The 21,824-nt window shown below is 46.7% G+C and carries 16 protein-coding genes; 11 read left to right on the forward strand and 5 right to left on the reverse strand.

Annotated elements, in window-relative coordinates; all coding sequences use genetic code 11:
* Positions 1 to 8 precede the first annotated feature (8 nt).
* Positions 9 to 1,256 carry an efflux RND transporter periplasmic adaptor subunit gene (locus B067_RS0114540; RefSeq protein WP_026244684.1) on the reverse strand — a complete coding sequence of 416 codons (1,248 nt, stop codon included), beginning with the start codon at positions 1,254 to 1,256 and terminating at the stop codon, positions 9 to 11.
* Positions 1,257 to 1,438: 182 nt separating this feature from the next.
* Here B067_RS0114540 and B067_RS0114545 point away from each other — a divergent pair, with 182 nt between their 5' ends.
* The 6 genes from B067_RS0114545 (at position 1,439) to B067_RS21400 (ending at position 6,805) form a co-directional block, all read left to right on the forward strand.
* A complete protein-coding gene (locus tag B067_RS0114545; protein WP_019530818.1) occupies positions 1,439 to 2,377 on the forward strand; it encodes a LysR family transcriptional regulator in 939 nt (312 codons plus the stop codon).
* Positions 2,378 to 2,492: 115 nt separating this feature from the next.
* Positions 2,493 to 3,659, forward strand: a complete 1,167-nt coding sequence (locus B067_RS0114550) for an MlaE family ABC transporter permease (RefSeq protein WP_019530819.1) — start codon at positions 2,493 to 2,495, stop codon at positions 3,657 to 3,659.
* Between the two features lie 5 nt (positions 3,660 to 3,664).
* On the forward strand, positions 3,665 to 4,441 hold the full coding sequence (locus B067_RS0114555; RefSeq protein ID WP_019530820.1) for an ABC transporter ATP-binding protein: 777 nt from the start codon (positions 3,665 to 3,667) through the stop codon (positions 4,439 to 4,441).
* 51 nt (positions 4,442 to 4,492) lie between these two features.
* Positions 4,493 to 5,425, forward strand: coding sequence for an MlaD family protein (locus tag B067_RS0114560; protein ID WP_019530821.1), 933 nt, complete (start codon positions 4,493 to 4,495; stop codon positions 5,423 to 5,425).
* Complete coding sequence (locus B067_RS0114565; protein WP_169335582.1) at positions 5,412 to 6,038, forward strand: ABC-type transport auxiliary lipoprotein family protein; 627 nt, start codon at positions 5,412 to 5,414, stop codon at positions 6,036 to 6,038. The genes B067_RS0114560 and B067_RS0114565 overlap by 14 nt, the downstream gene beginning before the upstream one ends.
* Positions 6,039 to 6,253: 215 nt before the next feature.
* Positions 6,254 to 6,805: a GIY-YIG nuclease family protein gene (locus tag B067_RS21400; RefSeq protein ID WP_019530824.1), complete on the forward strand. Its 552-nt coding sequence runs from the start codon at positions 6,254 to 6,256 to the stop codon at positions 6,803 to 6,805.
* A gap of 41 nt (positions 6,806 to 6,846) precedes the next feature.
* Here the strand turns inward: B067_RS21400 and B067_RS0114580 are convergent, their stop codons facing one another.
* From B067_RS0114580 to B067_RS0114590, 3 genes are all read right to left on the reverse strand, one after another.
* Positions 6,847 to 7,308: a c-type cytochrome gene (locus B067_RS0114580; protein ID WP_019530825.1), complete on the reverse strand. Its 462-nt coding sequence runs from the start codon at positions 7,306 to 7,308 to the stop codon at positions 6,847 to 6,849.
* Between the two features lie 116 nt (positions 7,309 to 7,424).
* Positions 7,425 to 7,934, reverse strand: coding sequence for an MgtC/SapB family protein (locus B067_RS0114585; protein WP_019530826.1), 510 nt, complete (start codon positions 7,932 to 7,934; stop codon positions 7,425 to 7,427).
* The gene (locus tag B067_RS0114590) at positions 7,935 to 9,221 is read right to left on the reverse strand and encodes an NAD(P)/FAD-dependent oxidoreductase (RefSeq protein WP_026244687.1); all 1,287 of its coding nucleotides are present in this window, start codon (positions 9,219 to 9,221) and stop codon (positions 7,935 to 7,937) included. It abuts the gene before it with no gap.
* A 190-nt stretch (positions 9,222 to 9,411) separates the two neighbouring features.
* Here B067_RS0114590 and B067_RS0114595 point away from each other — a divergent pair, with 190 nt between their 5' ends.
* Positions 9,412 to 10,758, forward strand: coding sequence for a substrate-binding domain-containing protein (locus tag B067_RS0114595; RefSeq protein ID WP_019530828.1), 1,347 nt, complete (start codon positions 9,412 to 9,414; stop codon positions 10,756 to 10,758).
* Here B067_RS0114595 and B067_RS21405 read toward each other — a convergent pair.
* Complete coding sequence (locus B067_RS21405; RefSeq protein ID WP_169335583.1) at positions 10,753 to 15,789, reverse strand: EAL domain-containing protein; 5,037 nt, start codon at positions 15,787 to 15,789, stop codon at positions 10,753 to 10,755. The two genes, B067_RS0114595 and B067_RS21405, sit on opposite strands and share 6 nt — an antisense overlap.
* A gap of 264 nt (positions 15,790 to 16,053) precedes the next feature.
* Between B067_RS21405 and B067_RS0114605 the strand changes: the two genes are divergently transcribed.
* From B067_RS0114605 to B067_RS0114620, 4 genes are all read left to right on the forward strand, one after another.
* A complete protein-coding gene (locus B067_RS0114605) occupies positions 16,054 to 17,040 on the forward strand; it encodes a YbgA family protein (RefSeq protein WP_019530830.1) in 987 nt (328 codons plus the stop codon).
* A gap of 15 nt (positions 17,041 to 17,055) precedes the next feature.
* Positions 17,056 to 18,486, forward strand: coding sequence for a cryptochrome/photolyase family protein (locus tag B067_RS0114610; protein ID WP_240472869.1), 1,431 nt, complete (start codon positions 17,056 to 17,058; stop codon positions 18,484 to 18,486).
* A gap of 488 nt (positions 18,487 to 18,974) precedes the next feature.
* Positions 18,975 to 19,934 (forward strand): HpcH/HpaI aldolase/citrate lyase family protein, encoded by a 960-nt coding sequence (locus tag B067_RS0114615; protein ID WP_019530832.1) that lies wholly within the window; start codon positions 18,975 to 18,977, stop codon positions 19,932 to 19,934.
* Positions 19,935 to 20,052: 118 nt separating this feature from the next.
* Positions 20,053 to 21,321, forward strand: coding sequence for a CaiB/BaiF CoA transferase family protein (locus tag B067_RS0114620; protein ID WP_019530833.1), 1,269 nt, complete (start codon positions 20,053 to 20,055; stop codon positions 21,319 to 21,321).
* Positions 21,322 to 21,824 lie beyond the last annotated feature (503 nt).

The raw sequence follows: 21,824 nt of genomic DNA on the forward strand, positions 1-21,824 counted from the left end.
ACTATCCCTTAACTGCGCTGATCTGAAGGTAGTTTGCTAAGCGCTATGGCGGTTTGCGCCTGTAACTCATCAACCCGCTGCTGCAATTGCTGTAATTGTGCCAACAGCTGTTTATCAGCCATCTCAACAAGTTGTGGCTGCACCGTGACACCGGAGCGCACACGCTGCACACCGTTAACAATAATGCGCTCGTGAGCGGCTAAACCCTGCTCAATAATGCGCAGGCCATTATGGGTTTCACCCAACACCACGGCGCGACGCTCAACCTGATTATTATCATCCACCACCCAGACAAACTTATGGCTAAGATCGGTAGCGACCGCTTTATCGTCTATTAATATGCCATCGTAGCTGGCGCTGCCCGCTACTTTAATGCGAGCAAATAAGCCCGGGGTAAAACGGCCCTCTTCATTTTCAAATACCGCTCGGCCACGTATGGTGCCGGTTTGCTGATCAATTTGATTATCGACAAAGTCCATATGACCGGCGTGGGGGTAACCCGCATCGGACACCAAGCCCATAAATACTGGCGATTGATTATCCCGCGAGCTGGGGCGGCTGCCCTCTCTAGCCAACTGGCTGTACTTAAGATAAGTCTGTTCATCGGCATCAAAATAGGCGTAGATCTTTTCGGTAGACACCACCGTAGTCAACAAGCTTTGACCCGCCGCCACATAGTTGCCCTTAGTGATTAAAGCCCGCGATACACGGCCGCTAATAGGCGCCTTGACCCGGGTATAATCCAAATCCAACTGAATTTCAGCCAAGACTGCTTGCTTAGCATGTAAGGTAGCAGCGGCCTGTTGTTGATGGGCCAAACGATTATCCAAAACCTCTTGAGCTATAGCATTTTGCTTTTTTAAACGCTGGGCACGCTCTAATTCGCGCTGAGCTAAAAACAACTCACTCTCAGCATGCGCCACATCAGCCTGCAAGCGTTTAAACTGTGCCTGCAGCGCCTTATCATCAATTAAAAACAGCACATCACCCTCGGTAACCAACGCCCCCTCTTTAAACACCACCTCGTCTATATAACCCGATACTCTGGGGCGCAGCGCAACGGTTTGAGGGGCCTCTAAACGACCGGTAAATTCATCCCACTCAGTAATACGCACATTAAGCACCTCGGCAACACTCACCTCTGGACCCGCTTTATTGTGCTGGCCAGCAGCCTGCTGCCCATCTGACGACTGGCAGGCCGCCAAGACAGCCATAGCAGTAAAGAGCAAATAGCGTAGGGAATGTGGCGTTAACATGTTGTTTCTCCATGGGAAATTAATTTTGATCGAGGTATTCTAAGGCAACAGAAGCATCATTAATAATCATCAATTCATATGAAACGCATATAATTATATGATGCATTGGCTACAGGGCTAGCCAAACAACTCATACAGTGTAATGATGCATCCACTTGACATTGATAGGCAGGGATAATGATATGCGCCCACAAGAGCTAAACTTAATGGTGATTTTTGACACCATCATGACCGAGAAATCCATTACCCGCGCCGCCGACCGGCTAGCCATGACCCAACCCGCAGTATCCAACGCCGTAGCGCGCATGCGCGATGCTTGGAAAGATGAGCTGTTTGTTAAAGATGGCCGCAATATCCAGCCCACCCTATACGCCAAAAACCTCTGGGACCAAGTCAAAGACCCGCTGCACCAGCTCAACCTAGCGATTAACCCCGGCCATTTTGACCCCAAAACCGCCCAGCGTACCTTTAGGGTGGCGGTTAGCGATATCGTGGTAGACACTATTTGGTTGCAGATGCGCCGCTTATTTGAGGCTGAAGCTCCGGGCATCAACTTACACGCCGTGCCCTACACCATAGTTAACAGCCAGCAGGTATTGGATGATGCCGAAGTGGATTTGGTGGTGGCGGCCAGTAACCCCATGCAGGAAAACATACGCTCTAGTTATTTATTCGACTCCTGCCTGGTGTGTACCATGCGCAAAGATCACCCTCTGGCCAAGGCCGATTTAAGCTTGGAGGAGTTTGCCGCCGCCGACCATCTATTAATCTCGCTATCAGGTAACGCTGACGGCACTACCGATCAAGCCTTACTGCAACACGGTTTAAAGCGACGTGTCGCCATTACCGTCAATCACTTTGCCGCTGCCGCGCCACTATTAATAGGTAGCGATTTAATTGCCATGCTGCCCGCCGGCATTAACCAGCGTTATATTACCAGCGGCCAACTCTCTGTTACCAAGGCGCCTATAGATATCCCCCCTTCCGCCATATCCATGTTGTGGCATAAGCGCCAAGATAAAGACGCCGGACTACAGTGGCTGCGTATGCACATACATAACCGCATGGTGACTACTTGGGAGAAGAACCGGCACAAGGTTTTTGACTGCCTGTGCTCATAGACTCAGTAATATATCCCCACTAAATATAGCCGCAGCAATAATCATAGAAAGCCAACGCTTACCGCTATCTTCACTATAATTAGTCTATTGTTTTTTATATGGTTAAACCTCCGCTATGGTAGAAGTACCCGAACAACTCAGCATAATTTGCGACAGGGATGATTTCCGCTGCTGGCAAGATGGCCAAACTTTAAATATAGGGCTTAAGCGCGACTGGGTATTAAGCGAAGTGGGGCGTCTAGAGCGAGAGCTGGCAGAGCTTGCTATAGCCAGCCGCCCAATCAACAAGGTCGCTATTTTTTGTGGTGGTTTACGCAACCTAGACCTTAGTGGCGCCATGCTGCTATATCGCAGCGCAGAACAACTAAAAATTCTGGGTATGGACGCTGACTTTTCCGGTTTTAAGGCCGAGCATTTTAAATTCATTAAACAGGTGCTCACCGTTAATGACCAGCCGGTGATCACAGCACCGCGCTATAGCTTATACCAACGCAGCCTGCAAAAAAGTACCGCCTTAATACAGAGCCTAAGCAGCAGCCTCAAGCAACGGCAGCAGTTTATGCACACACTGTGTCAGGAATTATTGCGCACCCTACAACAGCCACGTCGCCTGCGCTGGATAGCCACAACAAGGCATATAGAAGAAGCCGGCGTAAACGCACTACCGGTGGTGGTGATGATGGCGTTTTTAATTGCGGTGGTATTAGCCTTCCAAGGGCAAAATCAATTATCCCGCTTTGGTGCGGAAATTTTTACCATAGACCTAGTCGCCATTTCGGTACTGCGCGAAATGGGCGTACTGCTAACCGCCATCATGATTGCAGGTCGCTCTGGCAGTGCCTTTGCCGCCGAAATAGGCGTCATGCAACTCAACGAAGAAGTTGATGCCATGACCACCATGGGCATACGCCCCTTCGAAGTATTAGTGATTCCGCGGGTGCTAGCGCTGCTAATCAGCCTGCCCTTGCTAAGCTTTATCGCTGACATAGCCGGCTTACTAGGCACTCTAGCGGTAGCCACCAGCTTGTTAGATATTCCCTTTAACCTTGTGATAGAGCGCTTTTTAAGCTTACAAATCAGCAGCCATTTTATGGTAGGCATGATTAAAGCACCCTTCTTTGCCATAGCCATTGCACTCACTGCCTGCTATAGAGGGTTTTACGTTAGCAAATCTGCCGATGCCGTGGGCCGCAATACCACCCGCGCCGTAGTTGAATCCATTTTTATGATTATTATGGTGGACGCTATTTTTTCGGTTATTTTTGCCCAGCTCAATTGGTAACCACGATGCCACACGCGCACAAAAAAGAAATGATACGCATCACCGGTTTAGTCAATCGCTTTGGCGATCACCTAGTACACGATGGTATAGATCTCAATGTCTATGAGCACGAGGTGTTGGGCATAGTCGGTGGCTCAGGCACCGGTAAGTCGGTATTGCTTAATTGCATGCTAGGCTTGCGTACCCCCAGCGCTGGCGAGGTACGTTTATTCGGCCAAAACATTTGCCAAGATGAAAACGGCAAACTCAGTTTTTGCCAAACCCGCTGGGGCGTTTTATTCCAAACCGGCGCGCTATTTTCCGGCCTCACGGTGTTAGAAAACGTGATGACACCCATACAAGAGCACAGCAATGCCAGCCTACTCTTAATAGAAGAAATAGCGCGGCTAAAACTGCATATGGTGGGTTTAAAAGAAACCGCGTTTAAAAAATTCCCGTCAGAACTGTCAGGCGGCATGATTAAACGTGCCGCCCTAGCCCGCGCCCTAGCTATGGAGCCCAAAATTATTTTTTTAGATGAGCCTACTGCAGGCTTAGATCCCATTAGCGCCGCCGAATTTGATGCGCTAATTTTATATTTGCGGGCCCATCTAAACTTAACCGTGGTGATGATTTCCCACGATATGGACTCACTGCTTACGCTATGCGATCGCTTTGCTGTGATAGTCGATAAAAAAGCGATAGTGGGTGAGCGCGATGATATTATTCACCACCCCCATCCTTGGATACAACAATACTTTGGTGGCGTGCGCGGACGTGCGGCCTTGGCCTCCACCTCGTAAAAGTTTCATAACACAATTTCACCTTAGCTATTGGCATAAGAGAAAACCATAATGGAAAGACATGCGAAATTTATTCTGGTGGCGGGCTTTATACTCATCTCTGTACTGAGCTTAGTATTGTTTAAACTGTGGGTTACTCCCTCGGAGAATAGCGCCGACAGCCAGCTATACCGCATACTCTTTCGCGGCTCTGTTAGCGGCTTAGCAGTAGGCAGTGAAGTCCGCTACCTAGGTGTGGCAGTGGGACGAGTAAGTGATATTACGATTAATCAACAACAGGCAGGCCATGTCAATGTCGCCTTTAACAGCGAGCAAACACTACCCACCTCGCAACTGCTAGCACAGTTGGAGCCCAAAGGTATTACCGGCCTATCGGTGATAGAGCTGCGTTTAAAAAGCGAGGCTGACTCTGGTTTAAACAATGGCTTTAACAGCGGCCAAGGTATTATCCCCGGCTACCCCTCGCTATTGTCACAACTGAGCAGCTCGGCAGGCAATGTAGGTAATAACGCCAACCAGCTACTAAACAGTATCAATCAGATTTTTCAGCCCGATAATATCCAGCATCTCAACAACAGCTTGCAACAGCTGGACTTGGCCAGTGCCAACCTAGCCCACGCTTCCGAGAATATGGCCGAACTAGTCAACAACCTCAACAGCAATAGCCAACAGTTACATAACACCCTAACTAGCTACCATCAGGCCGGCAAGCAACTGGACCAACAACTACTGCCCAGCCTACACGCCACCGCCGAACAATTACAGGCTGCTGCCAGCTCAGCTAGCAGCCTACTCAGCGATAAGCACGACGATATTAACCGCCTATTTAATCAACAAATACCCAGCATAGTGGGCATTAGTGATCAACTGTCCCTGTCGTTACAACGTATTAATGAACTTGCCAGTGGTTTAAGTAATCAACCCCAGCAATTACTTTATGGCAAGCCGCTACCGCAATTGGAGATTGATCGTGAGTCTGAATAATAAAAAATCTATGGGCGTATTACGCACTTTGGCTATAGCCCTGCCCATAACCTTGACCCTGTCCGGCTGTATCAATTTACCTGAGCACAACAACAGCGCACCGCAGCACTACAGCTTGCTAGCGGCCAATAGCGCATGCCAAGTCAACAGCACCAACCCGGTTAAGTTAGCAATTACCCGTGTCGCCGCAGGGCTGGAAAGCGATAGAATCATACAAAGCTCTGCTCTAAGTGGTGAAATTATTTACCTCAGTAATATGCGCTGGCCTAACAACACCCAAACCATGTTAGAGCAACGCTTAGCGCAGGACTTAGAAAACGCAGGCTTTAGTATTATCACCAGCCATAAACAGCTAGCCAGTAACCCACAACTCAACTGCGAATTACGCGCCCTCAACTTAGTCACTCAGGGCCAACAACAGTCTGCAGTTTTTGCGCTGTCCTGCGCCTTATATAAATCCAATGAAAAAACACAGCACAGCATCCTTGTTAATCAACAGCTACCGCTGCCTCAGTTGAGCACTAACAGTATAGCTATAGCGTTAAGTCAAAGTTATAACTTAGGCTTTGAACAACTCTGTGATCAACTCAAGCAAGCCTTACCTAACAAATGACATTAGCCAGTAACATCGCGAGTAAAAACCGCCAACAAGTACAGCTAGTAAACATATTGTTCGATAAGCACACAACCAACCCTCAGCGGCCGGCCTACGCCTATCATTAAACAGCGGATAAGCTAAAAACTATCAAGATCAACCCTTACCTTTGGCAAAATTTTGCCTATAATGCGCGCCCTTTACGTATTCTCAATAGTCATTCGGGGTTTGCATTGATTATTTACACCATTACTAACACCATCACCCAGCAAATTTATGTAGGTTCTACTAGGGAATGCGCGTATGAGCGCTGGAAGCAATACCTCGCCGCCCACAACAAAGATATAGACGCGGCGCTATACCGCGATATGCGGCAACACGGCGCGGAAAACTTCAGCATTAATGAATCTGGCTTTGCCTATGATATGGACGAAGCTAGGGAGATGGTCGCTGACACTATAGCGACTATGGATGCCATAAACCTGCAAGGCATGAAAACCTCGGCACCGGCACTAAAGGCCGTAATCAGTAAAAAAACCACTAGCGTGACTAGGGAAGCCAAAACCGCTAACAACAGTAGTGCCCGTAGTGAAAAACCTAAAATCGCCACCGGCCGCACCGGCTCTAGCAGCAAAGAAAAGAAAATACGCGACGCTATAGAGCAAGAAAAAGCCGATAGACAAGAGCAGCGCTATAGGCAGATAGCCGCCGAAGCCGATGAAATGAAAGCCATTATGGCCAAACTGGATGCGCGAACAAGCGGCCCGGCCAAACGCAGCCGCTAGCCCTGTTAGCCTGCTTAATAATTAAAGGCAATTAAAGGCAATTATTTAGGGTAGTTATACCGTGGGTAGCGGGTTTGAATAACAGGGTCCATCTCATACTGCGCTTGCAAAAACGCCACCAAATCAGTCAGCTGTTGCACAGTCATCACGCTATTGTAATTAGGCATTAACGATTGCTCACCGCTTTGTATCATGGCCTGGGGGTAACCTTTAGCTAAACGATGGGAAGGGTTAATAATAGACGTCACTAACTGGCCATAGTTTTGAATAATGCGTACGGTTCCGCCTAGCTTAACCGTAATGGCGGCCTCTTCAGAATGGGGAATGTCAGCACGACCTTTAATAGCATGGCAACTATTACAATGTAACGCCAAAAAAGCGTCCTGCCCTTTTTGCGCGTCACCCTCAGGTAAAGTAAAACCCCTGCCAGACTTAGTGGGGTCGCCACAAGCTACCAATAGCTGTGTAACGACTAAAACCAATACGGTATATATAATTTTCACGATTATTCCCTCTTCGTAATAGGATGCTAACAACGGCTATCTACACAATAGCAGCCCCGTCGGCCGTAAAGTTTTGCGCTAAATCAACAATGCGCCAGAAAATAAGCCACTAATAATCAGTCCGGTTCGTCCCAGCGTTTTTCTCTAGTTCTAGTTCGCCAGTTATTAAATTTACCCTGTAACTTACGCGAGTAGAATGCGGTGAAATCTTCAAAGGTATCGATACCGTATAAAATAACCACCACTACTACAGACATTTTGATAGCAACAAATTCACCCGCTACCACTATACAAACGCCTATAGCGGCTAACACCCATATGGTAGCGGCCGAGGTAGCCCCCACCACCAGGCCCTCTTTAGCCAGCATAACACCTGCGCCTAAAAAACCTATGCCCGTCACCACTTGGCCTATCACCCTAGAGGGGTCGGCAGAGTCATTAAGCACCTGCATAGATAGGGCAATATATAAGTAGGTGCCCAACACGATAAGAGAAGACGTGCGCATACCTACCGGCTTACCCCTGAGCTGCCGCTCTAAACCTATCAATGAGCCGCAAAAAAGTGCGGTGGCAACGGCACCCCAGCTTAGCGGCTCTATGGCGAGTAATAGCTCGATATCCATCATTTAGTTTCTCAGTGCATCGCGTATGGAATAATAATTTGCCCCCATAAATAACATGGGCACACGCAGTAATTTACCGCCGGGAAACGGCATATGTTTAATGCTATTAAATACATCAAAACGCTCGGCGGTACCCGCCACCGCCTCAGCCACTAAGCGGCCGCCCAAATGGGCCAAGGCCACGCCGTGGCCAGAATAGCCTTGGGCATAAAACACATTATCCTGCGCCCGACCTATAGCGGGCATGCGGTTATAGGTAAAGCCCATAGTGCCGCCCCAGGCATAATCAATTTTAAAAGGTTTAAGCTGCGGAAAGGTTTTTAATAATTTCGGCAAGCGCCAGGCTACGATATCGCTGGGGTCTTTACCGCTATAACGGGTACCGCCACCAAACAGTAAACGCTTGTCAGCCGACAGGCGGTAGTAATCCAATAGATAACGATAGTCAAAGGCAGAACAGTCTTTAGGTAGTAGCTTGCGATGCACCTCTTCCGGCAAAGGCTCTGTCGCCAAGATATAGCTAGTGACGGGTAAAATTTTTCGGCTAATCGCAGGGGCTGCTTTACCTTGCGCTAAATAGCCATTGCCACAAACGATGACATATTTAGCCTGCACCTGACCCTGCGCCGTTTTCACTACCGGTTGTTTACCATACTCTATGGCAATCACCTCCGAACCTTGGTAAATAGCCGCACCCAAATCACTAGCGGCTTTAGCTTGGCCGCACACCAAATTCAAGGGATGCACATGGCCGGCATCGGCATCAAATAATCCACCCACATACTGCGAGCAATCTGCGTAGTCGGCAACCTGCTGCTGCGACACGGCCTGTAAGTGGGGATAATTATAACGCTGCGCTTCGGCGATTTTATCTTGCATAAACTGTAGATGGGTTTTGTTATAGGCTGCCATAAACAAGCCCGTCGCTTTATAGTCGCAGTCTATCTTGTAGCTGTTGACCCGCTCTTTAATTATGGCTTTGGATTCTTCATTCATAGCCCACAACTGTTGCGCCTGTTCCTGCCCCACCAATTTTTCTACCACAGCCATATCGGGACTATAGAACCCCGCCCACTGCCCGCCGTTGCGGCCTGAGGCACCCCAACCCACGCGCTGCGCCTCAATTATGGCAACGCTATAACCGCGTTCAACTAGATGCAGCGCTGCCGACACCCCAGAGAACCCTGCCCCCACTATGCAAACATCGGCCTGTTGTGACCCCTTTAAAACGGGATACTCTATAGCCGTATTCTGGGTAGCGGCGTAATAAGACTTTGTGTGTTTGATCATCAAAAAAACCATTAATTGTTGTGAGTAATAAATAGACAGCGTTTTTTGCTACGGCTTATAAAACTATAGCTCTATATTTTTTTCCAGCCATGGTAATTCTCCGCTAGATAGACCGCAATGTATGACAGCCTTGTCACTTTTATGTCATCAAATAATTATAGGCTTATGCTCTCAGTTAAAAGGAGCATCCATGTTTAAAGTCACCTATATTACATGCATTATCTTATTCTCGTCACTTAGTCTAGCCGATGACAGCTATCTGTTTAAAATTTCCGGATCTAATACTATAGGTGCGCATTTAGCCCCCGCCTGTGCAGTAGATTTTTTAAAAACCCAAGGTTTTACTGACCTGCAGATTAACAACAGCCCTAGAGACAATGAAAAAATAATTACTGGCAACGACCGCCAAGGCCAAACACAGGCTATATTCATTGCCGCGCACGGATCCAGCACCGGTTTTCAAGCGTTACAAACCGCGGCCGCAGATTTAGCCATGTCATCACGCCCCATCAAAGCCCAAGAACGGCAACGCTTGGCAGCATTAGGTGATTTACGCTCACCGCAGGCAGAGCACACCGTCGCCATAGACGGGCTCGCGATTTTGCTTAACCGCAACAACCCTATTCAACAGTTATCGGTGCAACAGGTAGCCGCTATATTCTCGGGGGCTATCAGCAACTGGCAAGCATTAGGTGGCGCCAATTTAGCTATTAGTCTATACGCAAGAGATGAGCAATCGGGCACGTGGGATACCTTCAAAAACTTAGTATTAGGCAAACGCTATACATTAGCGTCATCAGCGTTACGCTTTGAATCTAACGATCAGCTCTCCGACCAAGTAGCTCAAGACCCCGGTGCAATAGGCTTTACCGGTTTAGCGTCAGTACGCAATAGTAAGTTGCTTGCTATCTCCGATGATAATACCCAAGCACTACTACCTGAGCGCCTGAGCATTGCCACAGAAGACTACCCACTCTCTAGGCGTTTATATTTTTACCAACCGCAAAACAATATAAAAAATGCCACTTGGGTGCAGCAGTATGTAGATTTCTGCCTATCTGAATCCGGTCAAAAGTTGGTAAAAACAGCGGGATTTATTACCCAAAACATTATCGCGGTAGAGCAACCCCAGTATGACAACGCCCCCATCAGCTACTTGCAACTAGCCGATAAAGCCCTGCGCCTGTCGATTAATTTTAGATTTGATAATGGCAGCAGCCAATTAGACAACAAGGCCTTAAAAGACCTGGATAGGGTGAGCCAATTTTTAAACAAGGCCAAGTACCGTAACCGCAATGTGTATTTAGTCGGATTTAGTGACAGCCACAAAAAACAAAAATACGACTTACTTATCGCCCACTTTAGAGCCCTAAGCGTGCAAGCTCAATTAATGAAGCAACAAATAGCTATAGCAAAGAGTTATAGCTTAGGCTCATTTATGCCAGTAGTCTCTAACAACAATCAGGCGGCCAAGCTAAAAAACTCTAGGGTTGAAATATGGATAGATAAAAAACAGCCTACGCCAACAACATTATAACGATTTTAAAATATCTTCTGCCGACATAGTATGACTGTATAAATAGCCTTGGTGATAGTCACACTTATTTTCATCCAGAAACTGTAACTGCTGTTGAGTCTCTACCCCTTCAGCAACAACTTCAATATTTAAGTTATGCGCTAAATCAATCAGAGCTGGCACTATTTTCTTATCCTGACTCGCACTGTCGGTGCCTTGAATAAAACATTGATCTATCTTTATACCATCTATGGGTAGGTCTCTTAAATAATTTAACGCTGAATAGCCCAAACCAAAGTCATCCACAGAGAGATAAATACCCAATGCTTTTAAGCTATTTAATACCAGTGCCAAATTTTCAGGCTGGGCAATAATAATACTCTCAGCTATTTCTAGGTGTAAGGCTAACGCAGGCAGCTGATATTTTTGTAGCATGCTGGCTATATAAGCCACCGCCCCCTCACTAAACAAAAAACTATGGCTAACATTGATACAAACCGGCATAGAGGGCGCCGGCCTATGCTGCTGTAAGGTGGCAGCAAAGCTACAGGCTTTATCCAACACCTGCTGTTCTATAGCCACTAAAAGCCCTAACTCTTCGGCGCTATCAATAAATGATTCTGGGGATAGCAAGCCTTGCTGAGGATGCTGCCACCTAAGCAAAGCTTCTACTGACACCATATTATGGTCGCAGCTCATGATAGGCTGGTAATGTAAAATAAACTCATCACGCTTTAGTGCCAGCCGTAAATCGCTGTCTATATGTAATTGTTTGGCGCTATCGACTTGTAAATCTTTGCTATAAAATTGATAGTTATTTCGGCCTAGGCTTTTCGCTTGATACATAGCTAAATCGGCATTTTTCATTAGATCTGAAATCAATACACCATCATCAGGCACCATAGTGACACCTATACTTACAGTCACAACAACCTCTTCATTAGCGAGCTGTATAGGCTGGGATAAGGCGTTAATAATACGCCTAGCTATCGTATCGACATAGTCACGTTCCTTATTATTAATATTTTTTAAGATAATCGTGAATTCATCACCCCCTAACCTAGCCACATTATCATTGGCATCAACACAGGAGGATAAGCGCTCCGCCACAGTAATAAGTAATTGATCACCGGCATCATGCCCTAAAGTGTCGTTGATAATTTTAAACCTATCTAAATCCAAAAACAGCAAAGCACAAGAGGCCTTACTATCAGCCATTTCTTCAAGTAAACACTCCAGTCCGTCTCTAAATAAACGCCTGTTTTCCAAACCTGTTAATGTGTCGTAATAGGCCAGCTGTTCCATTTGTTGCTGATGGTTTTTATGCTCAGTGATATCTTCACAAACAGCGACAAAATGCGTTAAGCGACCGATATCATCACGTATAGGTGAGGTAGACAACAACACCCATACATCATCACCATGCTTGGCATGCAGCTCTAACTCACCATGCCAGCTCTCACCACTATCTATCGCCTGCAACATGGCACTGAAGTTTTTATGGCTGTGATCAGCCACTTTAATCTGATAAACATCACCACCCAGCAACTCACTTTCATCATAACCGGTCATAGCAATAAACGTGGGGTTAACATACTCTATATATTGTTTATTATTCACAATAAACACACCACTGGCGCTATGCTCTACCGCTCTAGATAACATCAATAATTTATGCGCATCTTCTTTACGCTCAGTAATATCACATAGCACACCATGGTAATGACTTACCTCGCCATTCTTATCACGATGTATTTTGCTACGTTCCTCAATCCAGCGCCACTCGCCTGCTTTAGTAACAACCCTATATTCAACAGTGTATTCATTGCTATCTCTAGCATCCTCTGCCGCATTAATGATATCTAAATTATATTGATAGTCTTCTTGAAATATTATTTTTCTATAGAGATTTTTATCTTGATAAAAATCTTCAGGACTGTAACCAAACTGAGCTATATTCTCTGAGATAAACTCTACGGGTGAATTGCTGCCAACGCCCCATTCCACCACAATAAAACGACTACCATTAATAATAGCGTCCATCTCCTCGCGCCGCTCAGCCAATGCCTTATAGCGCTGTTGCGATTTTTTTCTTTCATCATTCATAATCGCATGGGCCATAATATCGGCCAAACCACCGCAGACAGCTATCTCCTCATTACTCCACCGCCTCTTTTCACCTTTATGATCCAGATTAATAGCGCCCACCATTTTACCCTGCACACGTATCGCACTTTCCAATGTTGAAGAAATATTTTCAGGAATGTAAAATAGCTCAGCAAAAGAACTGGCCAAAGGGTCATTTAAGGTATCGTTAATAGCTACCGTACGCCTGCGCCTTAACTCAGTATAAAAAACATCATACAAATCTGCATCATGAGAAAACTGCTGCAAATTTTCTTCATAGTAATCGCCCTCTAAAATGTAAGAGCTTAACAACCAAGCATGACGCCCTTCATAATCAAACATCCATACACCGGCATTATAAACATTTAACAGCACTGCCATCTTCTTAGTTATTAAATCAGCAACCTTTTGCAAATTACCATTAATAACATCTTTGTGCGTCGCCAACTCAACCAACATTTCCTGTTTTTTTCTTAACCCTTCTCTAGCTTCTTGTGACCTTTTATCTTCTTCTATGCTCTCATTATTCATTAAAGCCTGAGTTATCTGATCACTCATACTAGAAACAAAAACAACTTCATCTTCGTCCCACAAACGTACTGTTTCACAATGTTCAACAGCCAATAACCCTAGGGTTTCACCCCGCACCCTAATAGCTACATCTATACCTGCAGTGATGCTTTTATCACGGATTAACTCGGCAAAACACATAGCTTCATTTTTATCTTTAGAAGAAGCATCAAAAATTATCTGCCTACCGGAGGTTAATAACTCATAATAGCCTGTAGAGTCTTTTAATCGATAGGGTTTATCTCTGTGATAATAACCTCTGGAGTTATCATAACCTTGCTCGATATTGATATAACTACTTTCTTGGTCAAGCCACCACACTTCGGCTCGCTGACAACCCAATGCATCAACAACATTTTTGCATATCGCTTTTATTACCCCGCCAACATCCCCACTTGACAACTGCGAGCTAACAGCTATAGAAGAGAGTAAAATATTTTTATGATGCATTCTCGTTATTCGTTCCTGCTCTTGCTCTAATCGTAATATTTTTTCCTGCTCTTGTTGCCTATAGGATTTATTGGCTAGCATAAAGCCAATAATGTCAGCCACCGTACCATGAAATGCTATTTCATCTGCCGTCCACTCTCTAATATTTCCATAGTGCTCTACATTCAATATACCCACAATTTTTGCATGCAAACGTATGGCGCTATCCATAGATGAAGCAATGCCATATACATTCTGCTCTTCATCTAAAAACTCCGAGGTCCTACTATCATTTTTCGCATCATCAGCGGCAATAGTTTTCTCTTTTTTTAATGATTTAAAAAACCGAGGGTAATTTTCTTGCGTATAGCTAACATCCACATAATGACGATTATTTGAACGCTCATAATAATCAACGCACGTAAGTTTATTAGCATCACTATCACTGAGCCAAACACCACAACCTTCAACACCCAAGGTTTTGCTGACTAGTTCGTTAATATAATGTATCGCTTTTTCTACATTATTAGCGGCCACTATCCTGGAATCTAATGACAACTCGCTGACCACCTTTTGCAAATGGCCAGCATAAATAACTTGCTCGTTGATTTTTCTCTCGGCATCTTTAAGCTTTGAGTTAATAATCAACTGCGACAGCTGTGCCGACAGCTCATGAACAACAGCTTCTTCATGAGGCTGCCAGCGATAGGAACTATCGCTTTTCTCTAAAACAAGAACTGCTTGTATATCACCGGCAATATAGACGGCACTTTCTAATACCGAAAAAAGCGTACCTTGATGTTGAAAAAGACCTTGGCATACCGATCTAGAATCAAACTCACTCGCCGCCACCTTCGACACCGAAGCAAGCTCGTGCATATACGTTAACGGGCATACCTCTTTATTAGCATTTCCAGCAGCTATATATTTTTTTCTTTTATTATCATATCTGCCATCAAGACTGAAACATTGTTCCGCTTCATTCTTTAACCAAAAATTAGCTGCGGAAGCGTTAAAAAAACAAGCAATTTTCTTTAAGGTATATTTTAATGCCGAGACATAATAGCCCTGTCTAAAATCAGATTGATTAACCAACTCCATGATTAGTGCTTGCTGCTCTCTATCGCGCTGCTTCTGCAAGATAAAGTCATCACTTAACAGCCTATACTGTTCGTTACGCAAAACTTCCGCCAACAGGACTGATATATGGCCATGAAAAGCGACTTCATCACTCGCCCATATGTGGTTAATCCTGCAATGCTCACTGCTCAGTATGCCAACAATTTCACCATCCACTTTAATAGGGCTATCCAGCGTTGAGGTGATGTCGTAACGCTCTATTTCTCCTGCGAACTCATGCTTAATTAAATTTGTGAGCGTCCCGCCTTCTTCCACCAGTGTTCTTACCTCTAATAAGTCAGAAAAAAACTGCGGATAATCATTGATGTGGTAATTATCTTCCGGGGCGTGACTTTTTTTACTCAGGGTGTATTCATCATGGGCAACCAGTAAGTCTTTTTCTTGGTTAAAAAACCAAACCCCGTTGTATTCGGTATTAAGCACTTCAGCCACGGCCTCAGTAATCAAGATTATAGCCTGCCGCGTATTACCGGTTTTAATATCAGGGTGCGTACTCAGGCGTTTGAGCACTTCATCTTGCTGACGCTCACGCTGCTGCTGTTTACTTTTGGGGCTATCCGACAGATTAAACTCTAAATCTAAGGCCTTGATAACCTGCAGCACCTTACCCATCTCAACAGTAGACTTGCCGTTTTCCAGCTCGGATAAAAACCTAACACCCACATGACAAAGTTCTGCAACTTCAGCCTGCGTCAAACCTTTAGCTCTGCGAAAGGTTTGTATTTTTTTACCGAACTCAATAAAAAAGTGATCACTCTCAACGCTAGCGAGGCTAGATATAGTCATATAGCGGTCTTTACCCATATTATTTTAATATCGATTACAACTTACCCGTACGGGATAATTTTCAGTGTAGCAGTAGATAAGATATCTGTAGGAATAAAAGCTAAATAGCTACGGCGACCTGAAAACACAGATAATAAGCAAGGTTATAGCGTTTTTTATTCACATTCCCGAATATCGCTGCACTCCACGCTTGTACACCTTAGCTTTTGGATAAACCGCAAGGCCTGCTAAACTACTTCAAAACATGCCACATCGGAACTTGTAATGACCCAAGCCGCAGATAGCAACAGCAGCCACTCCCTGAGAAAAGCCATACCCGTAGGCCTCAGCGCCTGCTTGGCCGGCCAGCCAGTACGTTATAACGGCGGCCATAGCCAATCACGATTATGCCTAGACACCTTAAGTCAGCACTTCGACTTTAAAACCTTCTGCCCCGAAGTGGCGGCAGGCTTTGGCACGCCTAGGCCCACCATGCGCTTAACCGGCGACCCCGCCAACCCGCGCCTACAGCTTAGTAATGATGATCAACAAGATTTTACCGAGCAACTACAACAGGGTTTTAGCGAGCAACTGGCGCAATTTGAGCACTTGGATGGTTATATATTGATGAAGAACTCGCCCAGCTGCGGCTTAAAGCGCATCAAGATTTATCAAGCCAATGGCTATCCACACACAGAACGAGGCCAAGGCCTGTTTACCGCAGCCTTAATAGAACGCTACCCATTGCTGCCAGTAGAAGAAGAAGGCCGCCTACAAGACCCTCATCTGCGCGAAAACTTTATTTTGCGGGTCTATGCCCATCACAACTTCAGAGCCGACGTTAGCTTGGCACCCAGCCATCACACGCTATTACAATTTCACAGCAGCTATAAATATGTGCTGATGGCGCACAACCAACCACTATACCGCGAGCTGGGACGCATGCTAACCAACGCCAAGCAAAGCGATCTCAGCCCATTAATGGCGCAATATTTCAGCCTATTTATGCAAGCCTTAAGCGAGCCAGCAACGGTCAAAAACCACTGCAATACCTTGCTACATATTTTAGGATACTTAAAAAAATCCGTGCCTTCCGAGGCCAGACAACATATCGCCGCCGTAATACACAAATACCGTGTAGGGCAATTGCCACTAGTCACTCCCATGACCTTGCTGAAACACTATATAGAGCAGTTCGGCAGCGACTATATAAAAGGCCAACGCTATTTTGAGCCTTACCCAGAAACGCTATGCCTCAGCAATAACATATAAGCGTCCCCTACCACTATGCCTACAACAACTATGCCCACACCCATAGCCATACACTGGTTCAGACAAGATCTGCGCCTAGCGGATAACCCCTCACTTCAGTACGCAGCCCAACAGGGCAGCGTATTACCCATTTATATTTTGGATGAGATAAATGCAGCCGAGCAGGCTACTACAGGCGCAGCGCGCTGCTGGCTGCACCATTCACTGCAAGCCCTCAACGACAGCCTAGGCGGCAAACTACAACTCTACCGCGGCGACGCCAAACGCATTATTGCCCAGCTCTGCCAGCAGCATGCGGTGACCAGCATCAACTGGAACCGCTGCTACGAACCCTGGCGCATAGGCCGTGACAAAGCCATAAAGGCCGAACTACAACAGGCAGGCATAGACTGCCACAGCCACAATGGCTCACTACTATGGGAACCTTGGCAAACGCTAAAAGCCGATGGCAGCGCCTATAAAGTGTTTACCCCCTATTACAAAAACGCCAGGCTCAACGGGCCAACGATACGCCAACCACTGGCCGCACCCAAAAACCTTAAGCTAGCGACGGGGGATTTTGGCGCGCAAAGCATCACCGAGCTAGCACTACTACCCAAGCAAAACTGGCACAGCCCACTGCTAGCACATTGGGCGGTAGGTGAAGCCGGCGCGCAAAAAGCCTTACACCGTTTTATAGAACGCGGGTTAAACGGTTACAAAGAGGGCCGAGACTTTCCAGCCCAAGAACATGTGTCGCGCTTATCCCCTCACTTACACTGGGGCGAAATCTCACCGCAACAAGCTTGGCACTACAGCCAACTGGCGGGTGACAACGTAGACGTAGCCCACTTTCACAACGAGCTAGCCTGGCGCGACTTTTCCCACGGCATGCTCTACCACTATCCCGACCTGCCCCACCGCAACTGGCAAAGTAAATTTGACCGCTTTGCTTGGCAGCACAATGACGAGCTACTAAAGGCATGGCAGCAAGGCCGCACCGGCTACCCCATTATTGATGCCGGTATGCGCGAGCTATGGCAAACCGGTTATATGCACAACCGCGTGCGTATGTTGGTAGGCTCTTTTTTAGTTAAAAACCTGTTGATTGATTGGCGCCACGGCGAGCGTTGGTTTTGGCAAACCTTGGTAGATGCCGACTTGGCCAACAACAGCGCCAGCTGGCAGTGGGTGGCAGGTTGCGGTGCTGATGCCGCCCCTTACTTTCGCATTTTTAACCCGGTGATTCAGGGCGAAAGGTTTGACCGCGATGGCAGCTATACCCGACGCTATGTACCCGAGTTGGCGGCACTACCTAACAAATATCTATTTAAACCTTGGCTAGCCAGCCCCGAGATACTGCAAAAAGCAGGCGTTGTTTTGGGTGAAAGCTACCCCCAACCCATCATCGACTTAAAATTATCACGCGAATTAGCCCTAGATAGCTTAAAAGCGCTGTCGCCATAAATTGGCGTAGCGCTTAAAAAGCCAACAACAATAACCGCAAGAAACAGCACGTTTCCCCTAAAAAGTCACAAAAACAACCATTTTTACAGTCTTTTTTTATCAGTCATTTAGCCTGATTGTTTCTATATAGCTATTAATAATATGACTTTTCCCCTATTTCGCCCCCCGATAGGCCGTAGTAACCCCACCACAATAGCCCTTTTACGCTAGTTTTTGTTCGATTTATAATCAGCAGCCGTCAACAATCAACATTCACCAAAAAAATAGCGAACATTTACAGTGGTTATAATGGTGTGTAGTATTCGTGACACTGTATTTATCAGGAATCAATAAAACAGTATATAAACCCGTTGTTCTTCAACGAAGACAATAGGGCCGTTTTTTTCTGGTAGAGTCATTTCAGTTAAAAAAAGACCACCCCATACCACCCCCAGTATCGGGTTCGTTTTAACCATAACAATTAAAAAATAAAAACTAAGGACACATACATGGCTGTTAAAAATAGATTACACCGCAGTGAGCTTGCCGTACCAGGTAGTAACCTACGCATGCTTGAAAAAGCACCCTCCTCCGGTGCCGACGTGGTCTTTCTCGATTTAGAAGATGCGGTAGCCCCCGACGACAAAGAACAGGCGCGTATCAACGTCATCAACGCCCTAAACAATTACGACTGGTCCAAGTGCGCCGTCTCGGTTCGTATCAACGGCTTAGACACCCACTACATGTATAGGGATTTGGTAGACGTGATGGAACAGGCCGGCGACAAGCTGGACACCATCTTAATACCCAAAGTAGGCTCCGCCGCCGACGTGCATTTAGTCGCCACCCTAATGGAGCAAATTGAAGCAGCCATGGGCCACAAGCAAGTTAACATCCACGTGCTCATCGAAACTGCCCAAGGCATGTACAACGTCGATGAAATAGCCGCCGCCTGCCCCCAGCGTATGGAAGCCATGGTATTTGGCGTGGCCGACTACGCCGCCTCTATACGCGCCCGCACCACCCAAATAGGCGGCGCTAACGCCAACTACCAAGTGCTATCTGGCGAGCCTAACGATGCCAACCGCCAATATTTTTGGGGCGACCCATGGCACTACGCCATCTCACGCATGGTAGTAGCCTGCCGCGCCAACGGCCTGCGCCCAATCGATGGCCCCTTTGGCGCCATAGACGACCCCGAGGCCTTTAGAGCCGCCGCCAATGCCGCCGCCGCGTTGGGTGTGGAAGGTAAGTGGGCGATACACCCCTCGCAAATTGAACTGGCCAACGAAATTTACACCCCCAGTGACGCCGAGCTAACACGCGCCACCCGGATTTTAGAAATGATGAAAGAAGCAGCAAAAGCAGGCAAAGGTGCCGTCACCTTAGATGGGCGTTTAATCGATGCCGCATCGATACGCCAAGCTGAAGTTGTGGTGGCACAACACCAGCAAATCACCAATCGCTAATCACTCAATAGCGTTTGCGTAGCTACCCCAACAAGTAGCCTGCAAGTAGACACCCCAACAATAAGTGACTCGTCTTGCCCCCCGCAACGGGTCACATACAAAAAACGGGAGATACTCTATGTGTCGTACCAAACCTGAGCTGGATGCGTTTATCGCCTCACAGCGCTTATCCGATTGCTTTGCAGGCTTACCCCTGCAGGGCAAGCGCGTGCTAGATATGTCCACGGTAATAGCAGCCCCCTACGCGGCTGCACTGCTGGGCGATGCTGGCGCAGAAGTGATAAAAATTGAAAACCCAAAAGTGCCCGATGGCCTACGTCAGTGGGGCACCCTAAAAGACAGCGGCATAGAACCCTACTACGCGGTAATAGGTCGCAATAAATTACCGGTTACCGTTAATTTAAAAAACGAACACGGCAAAGCCCTTTTTATGGACTTGGTAAAACAAGCCGATGTGCTGATAGAAAATATGCGGGTAGGCGCTATGGAGCGTTTGGGCCTATCACCCGATGAGCTATTAGCCGTTAACCCCGGCCTCATCATTGCCAAAGTCTCAGGCTATGGCATGGACGGCCCCAACGCCGAGCAACCCGGCTTTGGCACCTTGGCCGAAGCCTATAGTGGTTTCACCTACTTAAATGGCAGCGTCGACAGCGGCCCCACCAGCCCACCTATTGCGCTGGCCGATTTAACCACCGGCGTGCATTTAGCTTTTGCTGTTAGCCTAGCGCTGGCCAGCCAAGAACGCGGCGTAAAAGGCGGCCAGCTTATCGATATCTCATTGTATGAGCCTTTGCTGGGCTATTTAGGCGGCGAGTTTTTACACTACAAACTCACCGGCGAAAACCCCGAGCCCATAGGCAATGAATTACGCGCTGCCTCACCGCGCAATAATTATCAAACCAAAGATGGTAAGTGGATAGCGCTCTCCTGCTCTTCACAAAAACCTTGGGAAAAACTGGCGCAAGTAATGGGACACGATAATTTAATTAAAGACCCACGCTTTCTCACCAACAACGAACGCATAGAACCCGCCAACCGCGAAGCCTTAAACGGTATTATTCAAGACTGGCTTAAAAGCCACACCAAGGCTGAAGCCATGGCAATATGCCGCCGCGAAAATATTACGGCCGGGCCTATCATGGCCATGAAAGATATAGACGTAGATGAGCATATCGCCGCGCGTGGCTCTTTTGTCACTATGGAAGACCCCGCCACGGGCATAGAGCTGAAGTTTCCCAACGTACCCTTCCGCCTCACCGCTCAACCTACCCGTATACGTTTTCCAGGTCTGCCTCATGGCTCGGCTAACGATACCGTTTATAAAGAGCTGTTAGGGTTTAGTGATGGGCAGTTGAGTGAGCTAAAAGCGATGGGGGCGATTTGATTTTAAGCTTCAAGCTTCAAGCTTTAAGAAAAGCTTATCGCAATCACTGTTATAGATAGCAGCGAGCTGAGCTACGCACTTTATTTTAGAGCATTCACTTTTCTTTAACGTTGTCACTCCGGCGAAAGCCGGAGTCTAATTACGCTATATTAATTTTAAAAAAAGACTGTCTTAATAGTGATTCAGGTTTCAAAAAAGCTTGTCGTAATCACTGTTATAGATAGTAGCTATCTGAGCCAAGTATTACATTACAGGACACGCCGTAAATACTTCCATGTACCCAAAGCACTCGTGGGGCAGGCTCTAGGACAGGCAATACTTAACTCATTGCATCACGCTTATCTTTCTTACAAAATATTTTTTAAAACTTGCTACGGAGCGCTTACTCTTAGGAAGTAAGCCATCTTGGTTCAAGACAGTCGCAGGCATGGATGCCTGCGCCTAGCCTACATGGAAGTATTTACGGCGTGTCTTGAAACAAGATGGCTTGCTTACCCATCGGC

It is taken from the genome of Dasania marina DSM 21967, assembly GCF_000373485.1.
In the GTDB taxonomy this organism is placed as follows: domain Bacteria; phylum Pseudomonadota; class Gammaproteobacteria; order Pseudomonadales; family Dasaniaceae; genus Dasania; species Dasania marina.